The 19,015-nt window shown below is 57.2% G+C and carries 9 protein-coding genes and 4 pseudogenes; 3 read left to right on the top strand and 10 right to left on the bottom strand.

Annotated features, from left to right (window positions below; all coding sequences use genetic code 11):
* Position 1: 1 nt before the first annotated feature.
* The 5 genes and pseudogenes from RZV17_RS09165 to RZV17_RS09145 form a co-directional block, all read right to left on the bottom strand.
* Positions 2-3,943 carry a hemagglutinin repeat-containing protein gene (locus RZV17_RS09165; RefSeq protein ID WP_355608785.1) on the bottom strand — a complete coding sequence of 1,314 codons (3,942 nt, stop codon included), beginning with the start codon at positions 3,941-3,943 and terminating at the stop codon, positions 2-4.
* A gap of 79 nt (positions 3,944-4,022) precedes the next feature.
* A pseudogene (locus RZV17_RS09160) lies at positions 4,023-4,160 on the bottom strand (IS5/IS1182 family transposase); the annotation flags it as partial.
* Positions 4,161-4,284: 124 nt separating this feature from the next.
* On the bottom strand, positions 4,285-4,521 hold the full coding sequence (locus tag RZV17_RS09155; RefSeq protein WP_184370470.1) for a hypothetical protein: 237 nt from the start codon (positions 4,519-4,521) through the stop codon (positions 4,285-4,287).
* Between the two features lie 16 nt (positions 4,522-4,537).
* Positions 4,538-4,849: a TNT domain-containing protein gene (locus tag RZV17_RS09150; protein ID WP_338122368.1), complete on the bottom strand. Its 312-nt coding sequence runs from the start codon at positions 4,847-4,849 to the stop codon at positions 4,538-4,540.
* Positions 4,850-4,931: 82 nt separating this feature from the next.
* Complete coding sequence (locus RZV17_RS09145; protein WP_260178887.1) at positions 4,932-5,228, bottom strand: integrase core domain-containing protein; 297 nt, start codon at positions 5,226-5,228, stop codon at positions 4,932-4,934.
* Between the two features lie 37 nt (positions 5,229-5,265).
* Here RZV17_RS09145 and RZV17_RS09140 point away from each other — a divergent pair.
* Together RZV17_RS09140 and RZV17_RS09135 are read left to right on the top strand one after the other, a co-directional pair.
* A protein-coding gene (locus RZV17_RS09140) for an IS3 family transposase (RefSeq protein ID WP_355604652.1) occupies positions 5,266-6,410 on the top strand; the annotation gives its coding sequence in 2 pieces (ribosomal slippage) (positions 5,266-5,503 and positions 5,503-6,410; 1,146 coding nt in all).
* Positions 6,401-6,649, top strand: a pseudogene (locus RZV17_RS09135) (IS4 family transposase); the annotation flags it as partial. The gene RZV17_RS09140 and the pseudogene RZV17_RS09135, both read left to right, overlap by 10 nt.
* Positions 6,650-6,685: 36 nt before the next feature.
* Here the strand turns inward: RZV17_RS09135 and RZV17_RS09130 are convergent.
* Together RZV17_RS09130 and RZV17_RS09125 are read right to left on the bottom strand one after the other, a co-directional pair.
* A complete protein-coding gene (locus tag RZV17_RS09130) occupies positions 6,686-6,940 on the bottom strand; it encodes a hypothetical protein (RefSeq protein ID WP_184370467.1) in 255 nt (84 codons plus the stop codon).
* Positions 6,937-11,481, bottom strand: a pseudogene (locus RZV17_RS09125) (hemagglutinin repeat-containing protein); the annotation flags it as partial. The pseudogene RZV17_RS09125 and the gene RZV17_RS09130, both read right to left, overlap by 4 nt.
* A gap of 270 nt (positions 11,482-11,751) precedes the next feature.
* Between RZV17_RS09125 and RZV17_RS09120 the strand changes: the two are divergent.
* Positions 11,752-12,102, top strand: a complete 351-nt coding sequence (locus tag RZV17_RS09120; protein WP_355608779.1) for a SymE family type I addiction module toxin — start codon at positions 11,752-11,754, stop codon at positions 12,100-12,102.
* Positions 12,103-12,257: 155 nt separating this feature from the next.
* Here the strand turns inward: RZV17_RS09120 and RZV17_RS09115 are convergent, their stop codons facing one another.
* The 3 genes and pseudogenes from RZV17_RS09115 to RZV17_RS09105 form a co-directional block, all read right to left on the bottom strand.
* Positions 12,258-12,548 carry a hypothetical protein gene (locus RZV17_RS09115; RefSeq protein WP_355608776.1) on the bottom strand — a complete coding sequence of 97 codons (291 nt, stop codon included), beginning with the start codon at positions 12,546-12,548 and terminating at the stop codon, positions 12,258-12,260.
* 2 nt (positions 12,549-12,550) lie between these two features.
* Positions 12,551-17,115 (bottom strand): annotated as a pseudogene (locus tag RZV17_RS09110) (hemagglutinin repeat-containing protein); the annotation flags it as partial.
* A gap of 415 nt (positions 17,116-17,530) precedes the next feature.
* Positions 17,531-17,836, bottom strand: a complete 306-nt coding sequence (locus RZV17_RS09105; protein WP_047697854.1) for a hypothetical protein — start codon at positions 17,834-17,836, stop codon at positions 17,531-17,533.
* Positions 17,837-19,015 lie beyond the last annotated feature (1,179 nt).

Here is a 19,015-nt window from a genome sequence, read left to right as displayed (position 1 = left end):
ATCACCCTCCTGTTAACCACTTATTAACTTCACTCCCCCTCGTTACAGCCTCCACCTTAATCCTATTAAGCGCCTGAGTCACAGCCATCTTGTATTCTGGAGTATTAGGAGTCAAGCCCATTGTGGCTCTATTGAGAGTTCCGTATACGTATTTATGGTACTGCTCAGGATGAGGCCCCCTATGTCCTGGAACAGCCACCAAATTTTCAGTCGCCCGACTTATATCAAGACCAGAGCCGTCAAAAAATCTTTGAAACTCCAATGTCCAAGCTATTTTTCCGTTCGAGTCAGAAGTACACTTATCAGTGCACAGGTGATGCAGCGGAATTGCGTCATAATTAGGTGGCGCATTTACGTCAACCCTTCCCCCATCAAGCGTTACATATCCACCGCTGTTGTCGCGGTAGATCGGTTTCCCATCATCTGTATATCTGCCAGTTGAATTATACACACCGCCACGCGGTCCAGTAACCGTGGCAGTACCATCAGCGTTCGTAGATGCAATGTAGCCACTAGGCACATTGAAATTGGGTGAAGGAAGTGCCAGTGGTCTACTTGGTGGGATTACTGACTCTTCAACTGGCTTGTTCGGCGACACTCCATTGCCGCTGCTAGCCGCGGGATTTTTAGGAGTTATTACCAGTGTATTCGGCGACACTTCTTCCACGTAACGAGGTATTGGCGCACGAGGCACTCCAACGCTGCCAGTGTTTGGCACCAGACCGGTTTTCGGAGTTACTCCTGCACCAATAATCTGGGTTACTCCTGCAATCGTATTTGCGACATTGCGCCGATTTTCCTCACTCATTCCCGCCGCAGTTGCACCGAGATAGCCCAGGCTTGCAAGTGCGCTCGAGCTTAATGAATCATGGAGGGCGAAGAAACTTCTTAGCTGCATTGAGGATGGGAGAAGATCTTCGCTACGACTGACTTCAAGCCCTGACTTGATGAGCGCGCCAGCATATATCTTGTCGTTGGTCGTCTTATCACGACCAAACAATCGCTCCATGAAGTTGAAGTTTGTACTTATATAAGCTTGCTTATCAACACTTAATCCTGCATATGGAAAACCATACATCTGGTCTGGCCCGATGCCTTGCAGGTTATTTATTTCAAAGCTTCCATTTTGATCAAGATAGCGGTAGTAGTAAGTAGCTAGATCAGCTTCCTGAACTTTAGTGAGATTCTCCCCAGCCAATATCTTCTTCAAAAGACCGGCGCTCATCTGGTCACCAGCGTCAAGCAGGACCAGCTCTAATGATTCTTGTGGATTCAGTCCAAACTGTGCTTCAGCTTTCTGACGAAGCTCTTTCAATCTCGCATGATCATCCTTGCCGAGGAAATTGTTTTCCACCGAGTTCTTCGCAATATTTGCGGTGGTCGCAGCATCCGCCAAACTCCCACCCGTCATCCCACCCGCAATCGCACCAACGGCCTGCGACAACGAGACGATCATCTGCTTGTCCGCTTCCGACAATCGATTCGGATCGAACTTACCATCCGGGCCGTAGGCTTGCGGATCGTCGCCGTACAGCGTCTTGGTCAGATATTGCGCGGCCAGCTCGCCGCTTGCACCGGCTAATGCACCGCCCGCCATAGACGTACCGTTGACTTGCGCCAGCACTGCGCCAAGCACCGCATGCGACAAGCCTTGCAGGACTGCGTTGGGATCGCTGCCGTGGTTTTGATCGAAGGTTTTGCCAATAAGCTGTGCGGCATAGGGTGCCAATGCATTACCGGCAACTTGGCCGGCGCCTTGACCGGCAACACTGCCGACCAGCACCGTGGTTACCGCCTGCAACGCACGGCTATAGTCGCCGCCCGTACCCCACTGCTGCTTTGACTCGTAGGCAGAGCGGTAGTCGGGAACCTTCTGTAGCAGTTCGCTTTCCCGCTGAGCAGGCGTCAATGCTGAAAAACGGTTCTTTTCATCGTCGGTTTCGAGGCCCTCTTTGTATTGTGCTTCGATGGTCCGCGTCTTGCTTTCAGCGGCAGCAGCAATGTCCTGGCCGATCTGCCTGCCCGTCGCGATGACCGTGCCGGCCGCGGCGGCCATTGCCTGCTGCTCGCCCAGGATCTTGCGCACGTCTGGCAAGGTCGCCACAGCTTCGTGCGCGGCACTGGCATCGGTGTTGATGCCGGTCGCCGCAGCCGTGGTGATCTTGCCACCGATCTTGATGGTGCCTTCGGTCAGCGTGGCGCGGGTATAGCTGGTGTCGCTGCCGCTTTCGCTCATCGGCACGCCCGGCATGAAACTACCGGTGTTGGCCTTGCCGTAGTTGCCATTGGCGATGTTGTTGCCGATGTCGCTGGACTGCTCGCCAGCGGTCCGCTGGATCGGGTTGCCGTTGGCATCGGTTTGGTTGCCGGTACTGCCGAATCCACCGCTGATGCTGCCAGAGGTGGCGCTGTAGTCCATCTGGTTTTTCAGATCGGTGAACGTCAGCGAGTCGGCGCTCAGTTCGCTGGCGCCGGCATTGGTGCTGGCGATGGCACCGCCGATCAGGTTCACATTGCCGGCGGTGACGTGATAGCCGCCGTTGCCCGCAAACAAGCCCGACTGTTCAACGACACCGAGGTAGTTGCCGTTGGCCTTGGCGCCGCTTGCGTAGCCGCTGGCATCCCAAGCGGTACCCGCTGAGACCTGCACTCGGCCACCCACGCTGCTTTCCTTGGACTGAATACCGAGCTTGTCTTGCAGCGATTCGATGGTGAGGTCGCCACCAACCTGTGCATCGATCCGGTCGCCCTTGACCACCGCGCCACGCAGTGTGGTGTCGCCCTCAGATTTGAGGACGATGTCCTGGCCGGCCAGTTGTGTGTTCTGCCAGGTGCTGCCATCCACGTTCGACTTGTGGCTACCCGCACTGGCTTGCACATAGGCATAGACACCGGTCTGTGCGCCCACCGAGGCACCCACACCCACTTCGAAGCCGGCATTACTGCCCTTGCTCTGCTCGGTGTTGCTGGAGTTGCCGGCTTCCAGCACCAGATCGCGTGCCGAATCCAGGCTCAGCGTGTCGCCTGCCTTGAGGTTGCCCTGGACGATGTGCAGGTCGCCTTCGGTGGTTTTCAGGCTAACGTTGCCACCGCCTGTGATGGTGGAGCCCTGCGACATCTGACTGCTGCTGTTGAAGCTACTCTCGTTGGTGGCGAAGCCGACGCCGGCTTCCACGCTGAGCAACGAGCCGCTTTGAACAGCCTTCGCCGTTTGATAGGCATTTGCCGCTGCCGCCATGCCCTGCATCGCACCCAAGCGCCCGTCGGATTTGCGCGCATCGTCCACGTTGTTGATCAGATCGATCAGCGGGGACTTGATGCGCGCGAACGCGCCGATCTTCAGATCATCGTCCTGCTGCGAGGCCGAGCTGCTCGTATTAGCGGTCAGCAACTGGATCGAGGCAGCGGTGATGTCCACATCCTTGGCAGCGACCACATTGCTGGCGGACTGCGTGTACGCGCCGCCAGCCGTCAGGCTGACATTGCCCCCCAGGCTGCCCACATTGCTGGCCACCTGCGCCACCTGTGCGTTGTCGTCGGTGTGGTTTTTCTTGTTGTAGCCGGCAAAGCGCTCGGTGTCGGAGATGACCACCGTGCCGATGCCCTTGCTGGTGGACTGGTTGGCATTGCCCAGCAGGTCCTGCCCGCTCTGGATGGTCAGGTCGCCGGCCGCACGCATGCTGACATTGCCTTGGGCTGCGATGTTGCTTGCAGTCAGTGCAATGTCGCCCTGCGTGGTGGTCAGGCTGGCGTTGCCGCCCACCGACAACTGCGTGCCGGTGATGGTATCGGTCTGCCCGCTGCAGGTGCCCTGCTGGTTGTAGTTGCCGTATGGCAGGTCGGCAGCATTGTTGAAGCCCCAGCCCTTGCCGTTGCTGGCATTGCCGCTGGACTGGGTGCTGTGCGCAACGTCGAACACGATGTCCTTGCTGGCCAGCAACAAGGCGTTGCCTTCGGCCGACCGCAGGGTTAGATCGACTTGTTAATTACATCTGACCCCGTTCTTCAGACCCCGTTCTTCAAATGCGCAGCATCGTTTCCAGCTGATACGGCTGTCGCCCCCGCTTCTCCGACTTCGGATAGCGCAGCTCGATCAGCGCAAGCAGTTTCTTCCACGACACCACATGACCCATTTCGGCCAAGCACAGTTCGCGCGACATCTGCTTGCGCTTGCCGTCGTACTCCGCGTCGCCGAAGGGCAACTTGCATTGAAATCGTCCGCTCGGTTGGTTGATCGCCAAGTTAGGCCGATTTGTTCAGGCCTTACTTAAGCATTTTTTAAATTTATTTGTTATAAATTTCATAAATCCACCTCGCTAGAACTTCAGGAGAATCTGTTTCCTTCCTTAGACATTCACTACCACGATCCTTTGCAACAATAGCCAAAACTCCTGATTCATTAATCTCTATGTACGGAGCACCAAACTCCTCAACATCAGTCCCTAAAGGAAGAAACTTGTACGGTTTCCCCTGCATCTCTGCATACATTAAGAAAAAATAGGCTATTTCATCGATTTTCACTTAAACCACCTTTAATCTATTCAATTTCCCTGATAAATCCATTTGACTTCAATTCATCGATACTCATGGGCAGCTTGTGCTGGACTCCTCCGCCCGGCTTCCCGAACCACGGAGATGCGTTACCCGATTCTACTTTGGGGATAGGCTTCAAAACCACATACTTCTTCTGCGGCGAGTCCATGCTTGAGCTTGGCAAGGCGCGCTGATCAAACGGCACATCCAGCGGCGCGACAAAGTTTCCCCGATCGGTAAAATTTCCATACTCGTCAAATCTCCCCCCAAACCTGTCAAAAGTTTCCCCCGGCCTAAGTTCAATAACTTTTGGCACCGCATCGAAACCATCAGCGAAACCATTATTTTCCTTAGTGGGCCAGTCCGGACTTGTAATGACCCACCGGTTTCTGCTCAGGTCATGGGGTTAATGTAGCGGCATAGGCCGCGTCCGGGGTCATCATCTTCAGCGTCTGGTGAGGGCGCTGTTGGTTGTAGAAGGCGATCCAGTCAGCAATCATTCGCAGCGCGTGGGTGTGGCTCTCAAAGCGATGTCGGTGCACGCACTGTTCCTTCAAGGTCCGGATCACACGCTCCACCATCCCGTTCTGCTGTGGGTAATGCGGGGTGATGAACTCCTGCATCAGCCCATAGCTGCGAACCAGTCGGGTGTAGTCGCGGCTGGTGAACTGATACGCCCAGGGTTTCCTAGACATCTCATGGCCATGGAAAATGGTCGATTCGGAGGTGTCTATGAGCAGCAAGCGGTATACGGATGAGTTCAAGATCGAGGCGGTCCGGCAAGTGACTGATCGTGGGTTCAAGGTGGCAGAAGTCGCCGAGCGGGTGGGTGTCACGACGCACAGCCTGTACGCCTGGTTGCGCAAGTTCGGCAAGCCCGGCGTGGTACAGCGCGCCGAGGTGGACCAGAGCGCCGAGGTTCGGCGCCTGAAGGCCGAGTTGCGTCGAGTGACCGAGGAGCGCGACATCCTAAAAAAGGCCGCCGCGTACTTTGCCAAGGGGTAAAGGCAAAGTACGCCTTCATGCAAGCCCACTGCGGGGAGTTCAGGGTGTGTGCGATGTGCCGGGTGTTGCGGGTGAACCGGGCTGGATACTACGCGTGGCTAAAGGCGCCCGACAGTGAGCGCGCCAAGGAAGATGATCGGTTGTTTGGACTAATCAAGCACCACTGGCTGGCCAGCGGCAGTGTGTATGGGCATCGCAAGATCGCCAAGGACCTACGCGATCTGGGTGAGCGTTGCAGTCGCCATCGTGTGCATCGATTGATGCGCGCCGCGGGATTGCGTGCCCAGGTAGGCTATGGTCGCAAACCGCGCTTCCATGGCGGAATGCCGTGCAAGGCGGCGGCCAACCTGCTGGACCGACAGTTCGACGTGACTGAGCCGGACATGGCCTGGGCGAGTGATTTCACCTTCATTCGCACGCACGAAGGCTGGATGTACCTGGCTGTGGTGATCGATCTGTTTTCCAGGCAGGTCGTCGGCTGGGCGATGCGCGATCGGGCCGACACCGAGTTGGTCGTGCAGGCCTTGTTGTCTGCGGTGTGGCGGCGCAAACCCAACGCTGGTTGCCTGGTTCACTCGGACCAAGGGTCTGTCTACACCAGCGATGACTGGCAGAGTTTCCTGGCGTCCCATGGCTTGGTGTGCAGCATGAGTCGGCGTGGCAACTGCCACGACAACGCACCCGTGGAGAGCTTCTTCGGCCTGCTCAAACGCGAGCGGATCAGGCGACGGATTTATCCCACTAAGGACGCCGCACGCGCCGAGGTATTCGACTACATCGAGATGTTCTACAACCCCAACCGCCGCCACGGTTCAACTGGTGACCTGTCCCCTGTAGAGTTTGAACGGCGCTATGCGCAACGAGGGTCTTGAGTGTCTACGGAACTCTGGGCGTATCATTCGCCAGCTGGCTGGCAGGACTGGGCTGCGAAGCCACCGGCATCGCCCAGTGGCTGCCGCCACGCAACAGCACACGCAAGCTCTACTCGACACTGCGCGTCGGCCGCGAGGCGTTGGTCAGACGCTGGGCGATGGAACCTGTCTCACGCTGGCTAGAACGCTTACGCACACTGCCCGACACAGTGCGTGAGCAGATGACGCTGATACCGTAAAAACGTGGGGATACCTAAGAATCTGACCCCGTTCTTTTATTCATTCAAACCAAGTGAACTTGGAATATTTTTCACAAAATCGGCAACCTCACCCTCATAATTTAAAGATTCCGAAACCAAATCAGAACACAGCAGAGCCCTTTCGACATCAGGAAGTTCCTGCAGCTCGAAGGCCAACTGCTCCATCATCTGAACAGCCGCATCTTGATCGACAACTTTAGCATCAGAAAACTCTAGAAAATTACAAAAATTAGCTATAACTTTGGCAAAAGTTTTATTAGCTTCTCTCATGGCTTAACCACCTCTACAGTTATGTTGTTAATACCAAGCTCTTCGAACATTTTCTTTGCACGATTAGCCTGTGCCTGTGTGGGCACTTCCCATCGACCGGTTAAACCCTGTTCTGACAAAGCTTGAGATTGACGTAACGCCTGATCTTTCGCCTTTGGCGTGGTAACCACTGATATTTTACGATCCATCAACACATCTGCGTCAACACCGTCGAACTTGACAGGCCGTTCCGTTCCATCTGGCATGGTCCTCGTGATTGAAGGCGCTTGCGATGCTTGGGTTTCCACGTTTGATCGCGCACCTGGGGCAGAGTCATTATAATCGCGCGCCTTGGAACTCATCGACGCTTTTTCATCAACCCAAACAATCTTACCTTCGGCGTCATCAATTTTCTTTCCAATGCCCTGCGAACTCTCAAGAAGACTATTGGCTGCCTTACCCGTACTGATGACGCCAATAACGGACGCCATCGAGTCGACGCCCATCCCTGCCATCATACTTGTGGCAGGCCGTACCGATTGAAGCTGCTGCTCGTTCTGGGCTCCTAGGCCATAAGTACCAATAAAATTTCCAAACGGATCAACCACATACTGCTGTTTCTTGTTCTGCAAGAACTCGCCAGGCGCAGAGTTTTCAAACAGCGTACTCGCAACGGTCTTGACCGGGCCGCCAGCAGCCGCCATTGCGACGTAAGCAAGCGCCAATGCCGTGTCTTGACCCAGCCAGTTGCTTGCCTTCTCAACGCCGCGACCACCACTCTCGATGACTCCGCTGACAAGCTGACCAGCGTGCAGGAGCCCACCGGACGATTTACCGACTACCTCTACCGTCGGTAGCGTCTCGACACCTCCCGTAGTAACAAGAGCTTGTCTCTCAGGATCAGTGCTCTGGATACCACCAACATAGACCTTACCTAGCAGCCCCAAGACTGACTTCTGATCTACTACATCGAGCGCGCCAAAACTCTTGCCGTATTGCTTCTGTGCCGATGCTTCAACCAGCGCCATGCCCGCCATGTTGTTGGCAACGCCAGGCGTTGTCAGCGCCGCCGCGAGGCTGGCTGGATCCGCGCCATTCTTGATTGCCTCGTTGATCAGCGTACGCATGCCTTGCAGCAAAGCTTCGTCACCGCCGGCCATCTCACGCAGAGCGTCGGAGGCTAGCAGCTGTCGCTTACCATCACGGTAGTCGTAATAGCCGTATTGCTGGGAAGTATTGGCGGCGATGGCGCCCGATGTGGCATCCCCCATCAGACCGCCAGCAATCAGGCCCAGGCCAATGCTGGCCAGGTTCATCGCTCCTTCGTGGGCGATACCATCGCCATCCAAGCCCTTGTTGATGCTTGCTGATAGCTTGGTCAGGAAACCTTCGTTGGCAGCCACACCAGCTGCAGCACTGAGGGCACTGCCCCCGCCAAGGCTCGCTTGGAACACGCCTGCTAGTACCTGCGTTGCCATCTTGGCGTTACCGCCATCGGACCACTGCTTGAGACTGGATTGAGCGGCATCACGCCGTACCACTGCTGCTGCACGCTCTTCATCGGTTGTGGCAGCTTGATAGTCTTCGGCTGCGGCTCTTAGCTCTTCTGATGCCGCGTCACGCCGTGCAGCAATCACGTCCTTGGCAGCACGGAATCCGACTTCCCCTGCAACCTGGCTCAGCTCGATCTGTTCCTGCAACTTGTTCGTATCAATCGCCTTGACGCTGTTGCCATCAAGTACTGCAGCGCTACGTTGCAGACCTTCCAGGTCACCGAGATCCTTATTACGTATTTCAATAGCACCAGCAGCAATGTCACTGCGAGTAGTACTCATCGCATTACTATTAGCGCCACCTAAAGCACTGAGTCCTGCGCTTGCGGCCGATTGTGCTAACCCAGCACCACTGGTCCCCGCGCTCACACCGATGTTCGATGCCTTTGCCTTTGCTTCGTTCTGAAGATCGTCTACCGTCAAACTGTCTGTGGACAGGCGATTGAGTACCGCATCCGCTGTACTTGCGATTGCACCTCCAACAAGGTGCGTATTGCCGCCGACAGTGATATCAAATCCACCGTTGCCGGCCTGGATGCCGCTCTGTTCGTTGACACTCGTGTAGCTGCTATTGACCTTCTGCTGACTGTAGCTTGCACTGCTTCCGCTAAAGCCCCACACCAACGTCATGCCCGCCTGTTGCTGCTTGCTCTTGTAGTCGCTTGTGTCTTGCTCACTTTGGATCAGCAGGTCACCGCCAACATCGGCCAGCACTTTGTTGCCGATTGCTTGTGCGCCCTTGATCGTGGTGTCATTGCCACTGATCAACGTCAACCTGTCGTTGGCGGTCACCACGCTCTCAGCGTGTACGTCACTATTGCCCTTGGCACTGCCTTTACCAGCATAGGCAGTGAGATACACACCCGTCGTTGTACCAACGCTGACACCAATCTCGCCACCGGCGTTCTTGTTCTCCGACTTGTTGGTGTTGGTCTCCAGGTTACTCAACAAGTTCAGGTCGTTCGCGGCAGAGAGCGCGACGTTTTCACCATTGATCTTGCTGCCGATGACATTCAGGTCGCCGCCGGTCGCAGCGATGGTGACGTTTCCGTCGCTCAGGATGCGGCTACCGCCAGTGGTTTCCTCATGCGTAGTCGTCTTGCTCGACGCACTGCTAGCACCGATCCCGATGCGTAGACTCACGCCCCCCATACTGCTGCCAGCGGCCGCAGCTGCCTGATACTCGGCCACGCCATCGCTGACTGCATATCCCGCCTTGGCGGCATAGAGTGCCTTTAGACGATCGTCTTCTACCTCCGAACCACGTTTGGTCGCGCTATAGGCCGCTTCCGCCGCAGCTACTACCCCACCGGTCAAACCCAACGTAATGCCTGCACTCTGCTGCTTGGACGTTTGCACCGTGTCCACGGTGTGTTCCGCTGCGGCAATGGTGACCTCTTTGCCCACGATGGTGGTGCTGGTGGCACTCAGCACATCGCTACCGGTGATGACGACCTTGTTGCCGGCGGTCATCGTCACCGCGCCGTCGGTGCTGCCGACCAGGCTGCCGGTGTTGGTGACCTCGGTAACGTCCAGACCATCGGTTTTCTTGGTCACGCCCAAGGCGACGCTGAAGCCACCTCCGCCGTAGAGACCAGACTTCTTGACGGTCTTCTCATGCTCTTCGCTGTGCGTGTTCTGCACCGTGTCCAACGTGAGGTTGTTGCCAGCGGCCAACACCACATCGCCGGTGCTGGCGACCTGTGCGCCTTGCGACAGCAGATCGTTACCCGCCGCGATCTGCACCGTATCGCCACTGAGCGTGGTGGTGACCGCCACGGTGTCCTGCCACTCGTCATGCGTCGTCGTGGTCTTGCTGCTGAACGTGCCCTTCTTCTTCCTGGTCATGTCCTGCACGGCATCGTGCTGCTCGCTGGCGGCGAGCAGGTTGACGTCGTTGCCGGCCGCCAGGGTGATGCCGCCTTCCTTGGTCGCAGCCGATGCGGCAGTCAGGCTGATGTCGTTGCCCGCCTGCATGGCGAGGTTGCCACCGGCGGTGAACTCGGTGCCCTGGACGGTTTCGTCGCGGGTGCTGGTGGTCTGCTTGAAGCGCTTGCGCGTCTCCAGAACATCGCTGGTATCCACCGTGGTCAGCGTGCTGGCGTTGATGTCGTTGCCGGCGCTGATCCCCAAGCCCTTGCCTGCATTGAGCTTGGCAGCGACCAGATTGACGTCGTTGCCGGCGCTGAGGATCAGGTTGCCGCCGGCGGTGAGCGCCTGTTGGTCGATGGTTTGCGTAGTGGTCGTGGTAGTGACGCGCGTCTTGCCGTTGCGCGAGTTGTAGCTGGTGGTCTCGCTGTCGTTGAGCACCGACTCAACAGTGAGGTTGTTGCCGGCTGCGGCGATCAGATCACCGCCCGCCTTGACCTCGGCCTGACGGATGGTCAGGTCGTTGCCGGCGGTCAGCTGCAGGCTGTCGCCGGTGCTGATGCTGGTGCGGGTGGCGACCTTGCCGTCCAGGCCGGTGGTCGGGGTCAGCGAGAGATTGTTGCCTGCCTGCAAGGCGGCGCTGCCGCCCGCGTTGATGCTGACGCCATGCAGTTGCAGGTCGTTGCCTGCGGACACGATCAGGTCTTTACCCGTGACGAGTGACACGGCATCGCCGCCACGCAGCAGACCATTGTCGTCGCGCAAGGCACTAGGTGTGAGGCTCAGGTTATTGCCTGCAATCAGCGCCGCACTGCCGCCCGCCTGCACGCGGGTGCCGGTCAACGTCATGTCGTTGCCGGCCATCATTTGCACGGTGTTGCTGGCGGTGATGCCGGACAGGATGCCCACGCCATTGACGGCCTTGGCCGCTTCGCTGACCAAGTTGTTGCCTGCCAGCAGTGCCACGTCGCGGCCCTGGATCTGCCCTTGGTTGAGCAGGTCGTTACGTGCTTCCAGCGCCACGCTACCGGTGCCGCTGATACGGCCCTGGTTGAGCAGGTTGCCGGCAGTGACGCTGACATCGGCACCGGCAATGACGCCCTGGTTGCTCAGGGCGCTGGTAGCGTTGAGCGCGATGTTACGAAGCCATTGACATGGCTCCTGCGCGGTAGCAATCTCTTGCTCCAAGGAGCGTAGAAACTCCTCTCATAGCGGTACCCACCTCCGTCAAACCGGTGGGTTTTTTGTGCCTGTATTTCGTAGGTGCAACCGACGCGATGCCTGCGTCGGGAGGGCGGCTAATACAACACCCTTCGGGGAAATACGCCCGCCGGCTATGAGCGGTTTCTAACCTCCCGACATCCCGTCGCTGATCGGCGACGGCGCCTGTTCGCAACGGAGGGCTTTGCCATGCGTCAACCGCAATCTCGCACCACCACGCGCAAGCGCGTAAAGCGTCAACCACCCCTGGACGCGGTCTGGCGCATCAAAGAGTCGCCGCTTACCCCGATGCTCACCCCCGAAGAGATTGAAGCCGCCAACGCCGCCGACCTTGTCAAACAACAGCGCGCAAAGCGTCGCCCGCGCCCGCCCCAACAACTGACAGTCGGTTATGGCTACTACCCCGCCAGCGATCAACGTATTCCTACACTACGCCTACGCGGTCGCTGGCTGGAACAACTAGGGTTTACCATCGGAAGCAAACTGAATGTGCGAGTGCGCAATGGCGAACTGGTCGTGAACGTGGCTGAACTTGACTGACTTAGCAGTTTCGCTTATCAGCCTCATTTAACGGCTTTACAAGCGCCACGTTGCCAATGAATCAGGCTGATCGAACGAGTCTTGGTCGGCAGATCAAGACGAAGACATCGCCGTGCACAGAACTATTGGGTAGCGGCAGACGCATGACCCAACATTCAAATTTTTGACCCGGTCATCAAAGCTGCAAATTTCCTTAACTCACTGCCAACCAAATCTAGCTGCTCTGGGGAAAGCAGCAAGCTCATCTCTTGGGTTCCAGAAACGCAATCAACAAGATCAACCCCAACCCATCCTAAGGACCAAAACTCCACTGTCCCCAGCTTGTTAAAACCTTGAACTTCCACTCGCTGGAGATCCCCGAAATCACCATTCTTGAAATTACTTAATTCGAATTCGCAACCCTTGAGAGAGGCCAACAAGTCTTCTTTAAATCGAACCATGCTCATGATTAATCCGCCTTTTTATCGACAATCTTAACATTACTAACCTGCGGAAGCTCTTCACCGCCTTGTTTTCCAAGCATGAATTTTTGAGATTTACTAGCATCTGGCCCAAGCATCTTGAACCACCCCTGCTTCCCCCCCTGAACAAGACTGTTGACGGGAACATCGAACTCCACGTAAAGAGAACCGCTAGGTGCGGTAGCCCTAAAGTCGCCAGCCCCGTTGACAGAAATGTATGTCTGCCCACCTCCCCCTTGAACTACGCGATTAGTAGATTGCATCGCCTCCAACTCAACAGATGACATCCAGCGCCCAACTCTCGTTACATTGACGCCATCAATCTTAGCGACCTCGCCAAGATTGAGCGCCAAGGGCGCTACTTTCGTCGAAGGTGCCCGCCCAAAAGCAATCGCGATCTGCTCTGCGGTCAAACCAGCGGATTTCACTATGTCATCAAACTTCTTTGCAACGACCGCACCACCCCACGCAGTAGATACAAGCAGACTATGACCGCCAGTTGCCTCGGTTGCGATCGCGTCGAGCGCACCGACTGCTAGTCGGCCACAAGCAACAAGATTTAATGCGCACGCCCCGCCACCTACCGCGGCGACGCCGATCGCGGCTCCCATGGCTGGAACAGCGACGGTTAGGCGGCTGTCTCTGCCAATACCCTTCCCGGCGTAAGTCAACAGCTCCGGCTGGTACAGCAACTGAAGCTCGTCCTTTTTCAGGCCTGCGGCACCAAGCGCATCGAAGACTTCCTTGAAATTCTCCGGCGTGCCTGCCAGTTTTTTGCCGTAGAGGTGGAAATTGTCTCGATCGCTCGTATCGAAGGCTTTTACACCGTCGTACTCGTTGTTGTTCGTCTTGAGGAATTCGACGGACGCTGCATTCATCGGCACATCCTTCAAAGCCGATTGAATCGTCGCATCTACGTACGACGCTGCTTCGATGAGCAGGATCTGCTTGGCACTCTCTTCCGAGATGCCCTGCTCGTAGGCGAATACCGCGGCATTGTCCTTGATCCACTTCACTTCGTCCGGGTGCAGCTGCCGGTTGAACTGATCGCCGGCCAACGCAGTGTTGGCTCCTGCAACGCCGCCCAGCGCTCCACCGATGGCCGCACTACCCAGTTCCATCAGGGCTCGATAGGTTTCGCTATCACTGGCAACCCCCTGATCCCTGAGGTACCCGGCCATCGCCAGCTTCGCCTTCTCGGCACCAGCGGCAGCGAGCGCGCCTCCCGCCACATCGCCGCCGCCCAGCGCGGCCACCGCGGCGCCGGTGAGACCATGAAGCAGTGTCTTGTTCAGGCCCCCGTCGGCCCAGCTGTCCATCTTCGCCTGGGCGTCAGCCATTCCTTGCGGATTGTTCGTGCTGTAGGCAGTCGCGTATTCGCTGAGCGCACGTTGTTGCATGCTGCTGGCGATATCACCCGCTGCCCGGAACCCGATCGCTCCAGCCAGCCCCATCAGCTCTTTCTGATCCTCGATCTTCTTCTGATCGAAGATTTCCTTCAGGCCTGACTGCTGCAACTCGGTTGCACTGCGATCCAGACCTGCCAGCGCGGATGCGTCACCATTGCGGATCTGGATCGAGCCGGCAGCGATGTCGCTTTTGGTCGTGCTGCTCGAGCTGTCGCTGGCGTTGCCCAGCATGCTCAGCCCGGTACCGATGGCCACGCTGGCCATGCTGCTGCCCGTACCACCGGCCACGGAGACGCCGCTGGTCTTGTACTCGGCCTTGTTCTGCAACTCCTCGACCGTCAGGCTGCCGGTGGACAGCCGATTGAGGCTGGCATCGGCCGCACTTGCAATGGCACCGCCGACCAAGGCCGTGTTGCCGCCCACCGTAATGTCGAAGCCGCCATTGCCGGCCTGGATGCCACTCTGCTCGGTGACGCTGGTATAGCTGCTGTTGACCTTCTGTTGGCTGTAACTGCCGCCGCTGCCCGAGCCGGTCGCCAGCGTCAGGCTGGCTTGTTGTTGCTTGCTCTTGTACTCGTTGGTGTCCTGCTCGCTCTTGATCAGCAGGTCGCCGCCGACATTGGCCAGCACCTTGTTGCCGATGGCCTGTGCACCCTGGATGGTGGTGTCGTTGCCGCTGACCAGGGTCAAGCTGTCGTTGGCCGTGATCACACTTTCCGTGCGTAGGTCGCTATTACCTTTGGCACTGCCCTTGCCCGCGGTGACCGACAGGTAGTAGCCCGTGACCGCGCCGACACTGATGCCGATCTCGCCACCGGCGTTCTTGTTCTCCGATTTGGTGGTATTGGTTTCCTTGTTGCTCAGCAGGTTGAGATTGTTTGCAGCGGCCAGGGCCACGTTTTCACCAGCGATCTTGCTGCCGATGACGTTGAGGTCACCGCCCGTCGCGGCGATGGTGATATCGCCGTTGCTGAGGATGCGGCTACCGCCGGTGGTTTCCTCGTGCGTGGTCGTCTTGCTCGACGAGCTGCTGGCGCCGATGCCAAGGCGCAAGCTCACGCCCGCCGCATTGGCGGCACCTTGTGCGCCATCCGCAGCGGCGGCGCCGGTCTTGTTCATGTTGCCGGCAACCGCCTGGCCGTCGTAGCCCTTCAGGCCATTGCCGACCAAGCCCACTGTGTCGCTGACCGCGTAACCTGCCTTGGCGGCGTAGAGCGCCTTCAGGCGATCGTCCTCGACCTCCGAGCCACGCTTGACAGCGCCGTAGATCGCCTGCGCGGCATCTACAGCCCCACCAGTCAACCCCAAGGTAATGCCTGCACTCTGCTGCTTGGACGTCTGCACCGTATCCGCGGTGTTTTCCGCTGCCGCAATCGTGACTTCCTTACCCACGATGGTGCTTCTGGTGGCGCTCAGTACATCGCTACCGGTGACGGACACCTTGTTGCCAGCTGTCATCGTCACCGAGCCGTCGGTACTGCCGACCAGGCTGCCGGCATTGGTGACCTCGGTGACATCTAATCCGTCGGTCTTCTTGGTGACGCCCAAGGCGACGCTGAATCCACCGCCGCCGTAGAGGCCGGACTTCTTGACTGTCTTTTCGTGTTCCTCGCTGTGCGTGTTCTGCACCGTGTCCAACGTGAGGTTGTTGCCAGCGGCCAACACCACATCGCCGGTGCTGGCGACCCGTGCGCCTTGCGACAGCAGATCGTTACCCGCCGCAACTTGCACCGTGTCGCCACTGAGTGTAGTAGTGACCGCCACGGTGTCGTGCCACTCATCATGCGTAGTGGTCGTCTTGCTGGAGAACGTGCCCTTCTTCTTCTTGGTCATGTCCTGCACGGCATCGTGCTGCTCGCTGCCGGCGAGCAGGTTGACGTCGTTGCCGGCGGCCAGGGTGATGCCGCCGTCCTTGGTGGCGGCCAATGCGGCAGTCAGGGTGATGTCGTTGCCCGCCTGCATGGCGAGGTTGCCGCCGGCGGTGAACTCGGTGCCGTGGACGGTTTCGTCGCTGGTGCTGGTGGTCTGCTTGAAGCGCTTGCGCGTTTCCAGGACGTCGCTGGTGTCCACCGTGGTCAGCGTGCTGGCGTTGATGTCGTTGCCGGCGCTGATGCCCAAGCCCTTGCCTGCATCGAGCTTGGCAGCGACCAGATTGACGTCATTGCCGGCGCTGAGGATCAGGTTGCCGCCGGCAGTGAGCGCCTGTTGGTCGATGGTTTGCGTAGTGGTCGTGGTAGTGACGCGCGTCTGCCGTTGCGTGAGTTGTAGCTGTTGGTCTCGCTGTCGTTGAGCACCGACTCGACATTGAGGTTGTTGCCGGCTGCAGCGATCAGATCGCCGCCTGCCTTCACTTCGGCCTGGCGAATGGTCAGGTCGTTGCCCGCAGTGAGCTGCAGGCTGTCGCCGGTGCTGATGCTGGTGCGGGTGGCGACCTTGCCGTCCAGACCGGTGGTCGGGGTCAGCGAGAGATTGTTGCCTGCCTGCAAGGCGGCGCTGCCGCCCGCGTTGATGCTGACGCCATGCAGTTGCAGGTCGTTGCCTGCGGACACGATCAGGTCTTTACCCGTGACGAGTGACACGGCATCGCCGCCACGCAGCAGGCCATTGTCGTCGCGCAAGGCACTCGGTGTGAGGCTCAGGTTATTGCCTGCAATCAGCGCCGCACTGCCGCCCGCCTGCACGCGGGTGCCGGTCAACGTCATATCGTTGCCGGCCATGAGTTGCAGGGTGTTGCTGGCGGTGATGCCCGACAGGATGCCGACGCCATTGATGGCCTTGGCCGCTTCGCTGACCAGGTTGTTGCCGGCGGCCAATGCGACATCGCGGCCCTGGATCTGGCCCTGGTTGAGCAGGTCGTTGCGCGCTTCCAATGCCACGGTGCCGGTGCCGCTGATACGCCCCTGGTTGAGCAGGTTGCCGGCGGTGATGCTGACGTCGGCGCCGGCAATGACGCCTTGGTTGCTCATGGAATTGCTGGCGTTGAGCTCGACGTTGCCGCCGGCAATCAAGGCACCATTGCCACGCAACTGCAGCGAGTTGGAGGCCAGGTAGACCACCGGCACCAGCACCTTCTGGCCCTGGTAGTCCTGCTCCACCATCCACACGATGTCTTGCGTGAGTGCAGCCGCCTGGGCGGCAGTTAGGCCAACGCCCATGCTCAGCTGCAGCTGGCCTGCAGCGGCCACGCCGGACTCGAGCAAGGCGCGGTACTGCGCCACGCCGTCGGCGTAGTTGCCCAAATAACGACGACCAGTGAGCTGGGTGATCTGGTCCAGCACCAGGCGCTGCTCGTAGAAGCCGTCGCCCAGGCGGATCTGGGTCCACTCCGGGTCCACGCCCAGCTTGTCCAGCAGGAAGTCGCTGCTGATGAAGTTGTCGTAGTTGACGAAGCGCGGATCGGTCTCGATCAGGTAACGAAGGCCCGGGCCATTGCTGATTACCAGTTGCAAATATTCAGATTGATATCTTTTTGAATAACCTCACCCCCACATTTCACCCACCTCTTCTTCTTGAAGCTTGAGCTAATATCCTAAAGATGATAATGAACCTCCGCGAAGTTTAACTATATTTAAACTTCACCTTGACTTGCTCATCAGCGGTAAATGAAATCACGAAAGAATTCCAAAAATCTCCGCGCTGACTAGCGCTATCCTTCAATGATTTCACCAAACCATATATTAACGAATTATTTATCGAATAGTTGCTTTGATCAACTTCCGCGCCATTTAACTTAACAACGAGAGACGTATCGATGTATCCATCGCCGAGGATAACCTCATATTCTAATTGATCGTAATCTCCTAACATCCCATCCCGAACCACGTTGAATAACTTATTTAACAACTCTATATCTTTAGTAATCATGCTTATTTATCTAGAGGAATTTTATTCGGCTCGTTTTCGAAAACCCTTGTTTTAACTTTACCATCAATCGTGTATGTGACGCTCAAAGTATCTGGCCGGGATGAATTAGGATTAGCTCTTTCAAACTTTATTGTCGTCGGCCCAACCACTTTCCCGGGATCGTTCAACGCTTTTTTTATTTCATTTTCATAAAACACTTTATAAGCCGAGTTATTAAAATTAGCATTCTGCGGGAAGAGATTATATCCGTCACACGATCCACCCTGGCTACAAGCCTGGGCATGTCCTCCAACGTCAGTATCACGACCTTCCCTACCTGCTGCTGTCTGCCTTGAATCACGTGGGACCTTTACATTGGAAGGCGTAAATGTCAACTCCTCAACTTGGCCGGCAGCGTTTGTCTTGAACGAATTTCCGTTATCGAGAACATAGTGAGTATTAGGACTTCTTGCTGCCGGATTATTCAGAATATCGAACTCAGCCGTCCCCTTAACTGCGCCATTGGAATTAATCCTGATACTTTGCGTATTATTGGAGATATCATTAAGCGCGCTCTTCGCATCTTTGGCTGAATCTATCTTTCCACCGATGCCCTGCGCACTCTCAAGAAGGCTATTGGCTGCCTTCCCTGTACTGATAACGCCGATAACAGACGCCATCGAATCGACGCCCATGCCTGCCATCAGACTGGTAGCAGGCCGTACCGATTGCAGCTGCTGCTCGCCCTGAGCCCCTAAGCCATAAGTCCCAATAAAATTTCCAAACGGATCAACGAGATACTGCTGTTTCTTGTTCAGCAAGAACTCGCCTGGCGCAGAGTTTTCGAACAGCGTACTCGCAACGGTCTTGACCGGGCCGCCAGCTGCCGCCATCGCGACGTAAGCGAGCGCCAATGCTGTGTCTTGGCCCAGCCAGTTGCTTGCTTTCTCAACGCCTCGCCCACCACTCTCGATGACCCCACTGACCAGCTGACCGGCGTGCAGTAGCCCCCCGGACGATTTACCGACTACCTCTACTGCTGGAAGCTTCTCGGCACTTCCAATAGCAGCGAGAGGCTGTCCATCAAGATCGATGCTTTGCGCGCCTTCAACATAGACCTTACCCAGCAGCCCGAGAACCGACTTCTGATCCACCATGTCCAGCGCACTGAAACTCTTGCCGAATTCCCTCTGCGCCGAT

Origin of the sequence: Xanthomonas cannabis, from assembly GCF_040616535.1 — a bacterium.
In the GTDB taxonomy this organism is placed as follows: Bacteria; Pseudomonadota; Gammaproteobacteria; order Xanthomonadales; family Xanthomonadaceae; genus Xanthomonas; species Xanthomonas cannabis.
This window is presented reverse-complemented; position numbering and strand designations above follow the sequence as displayed.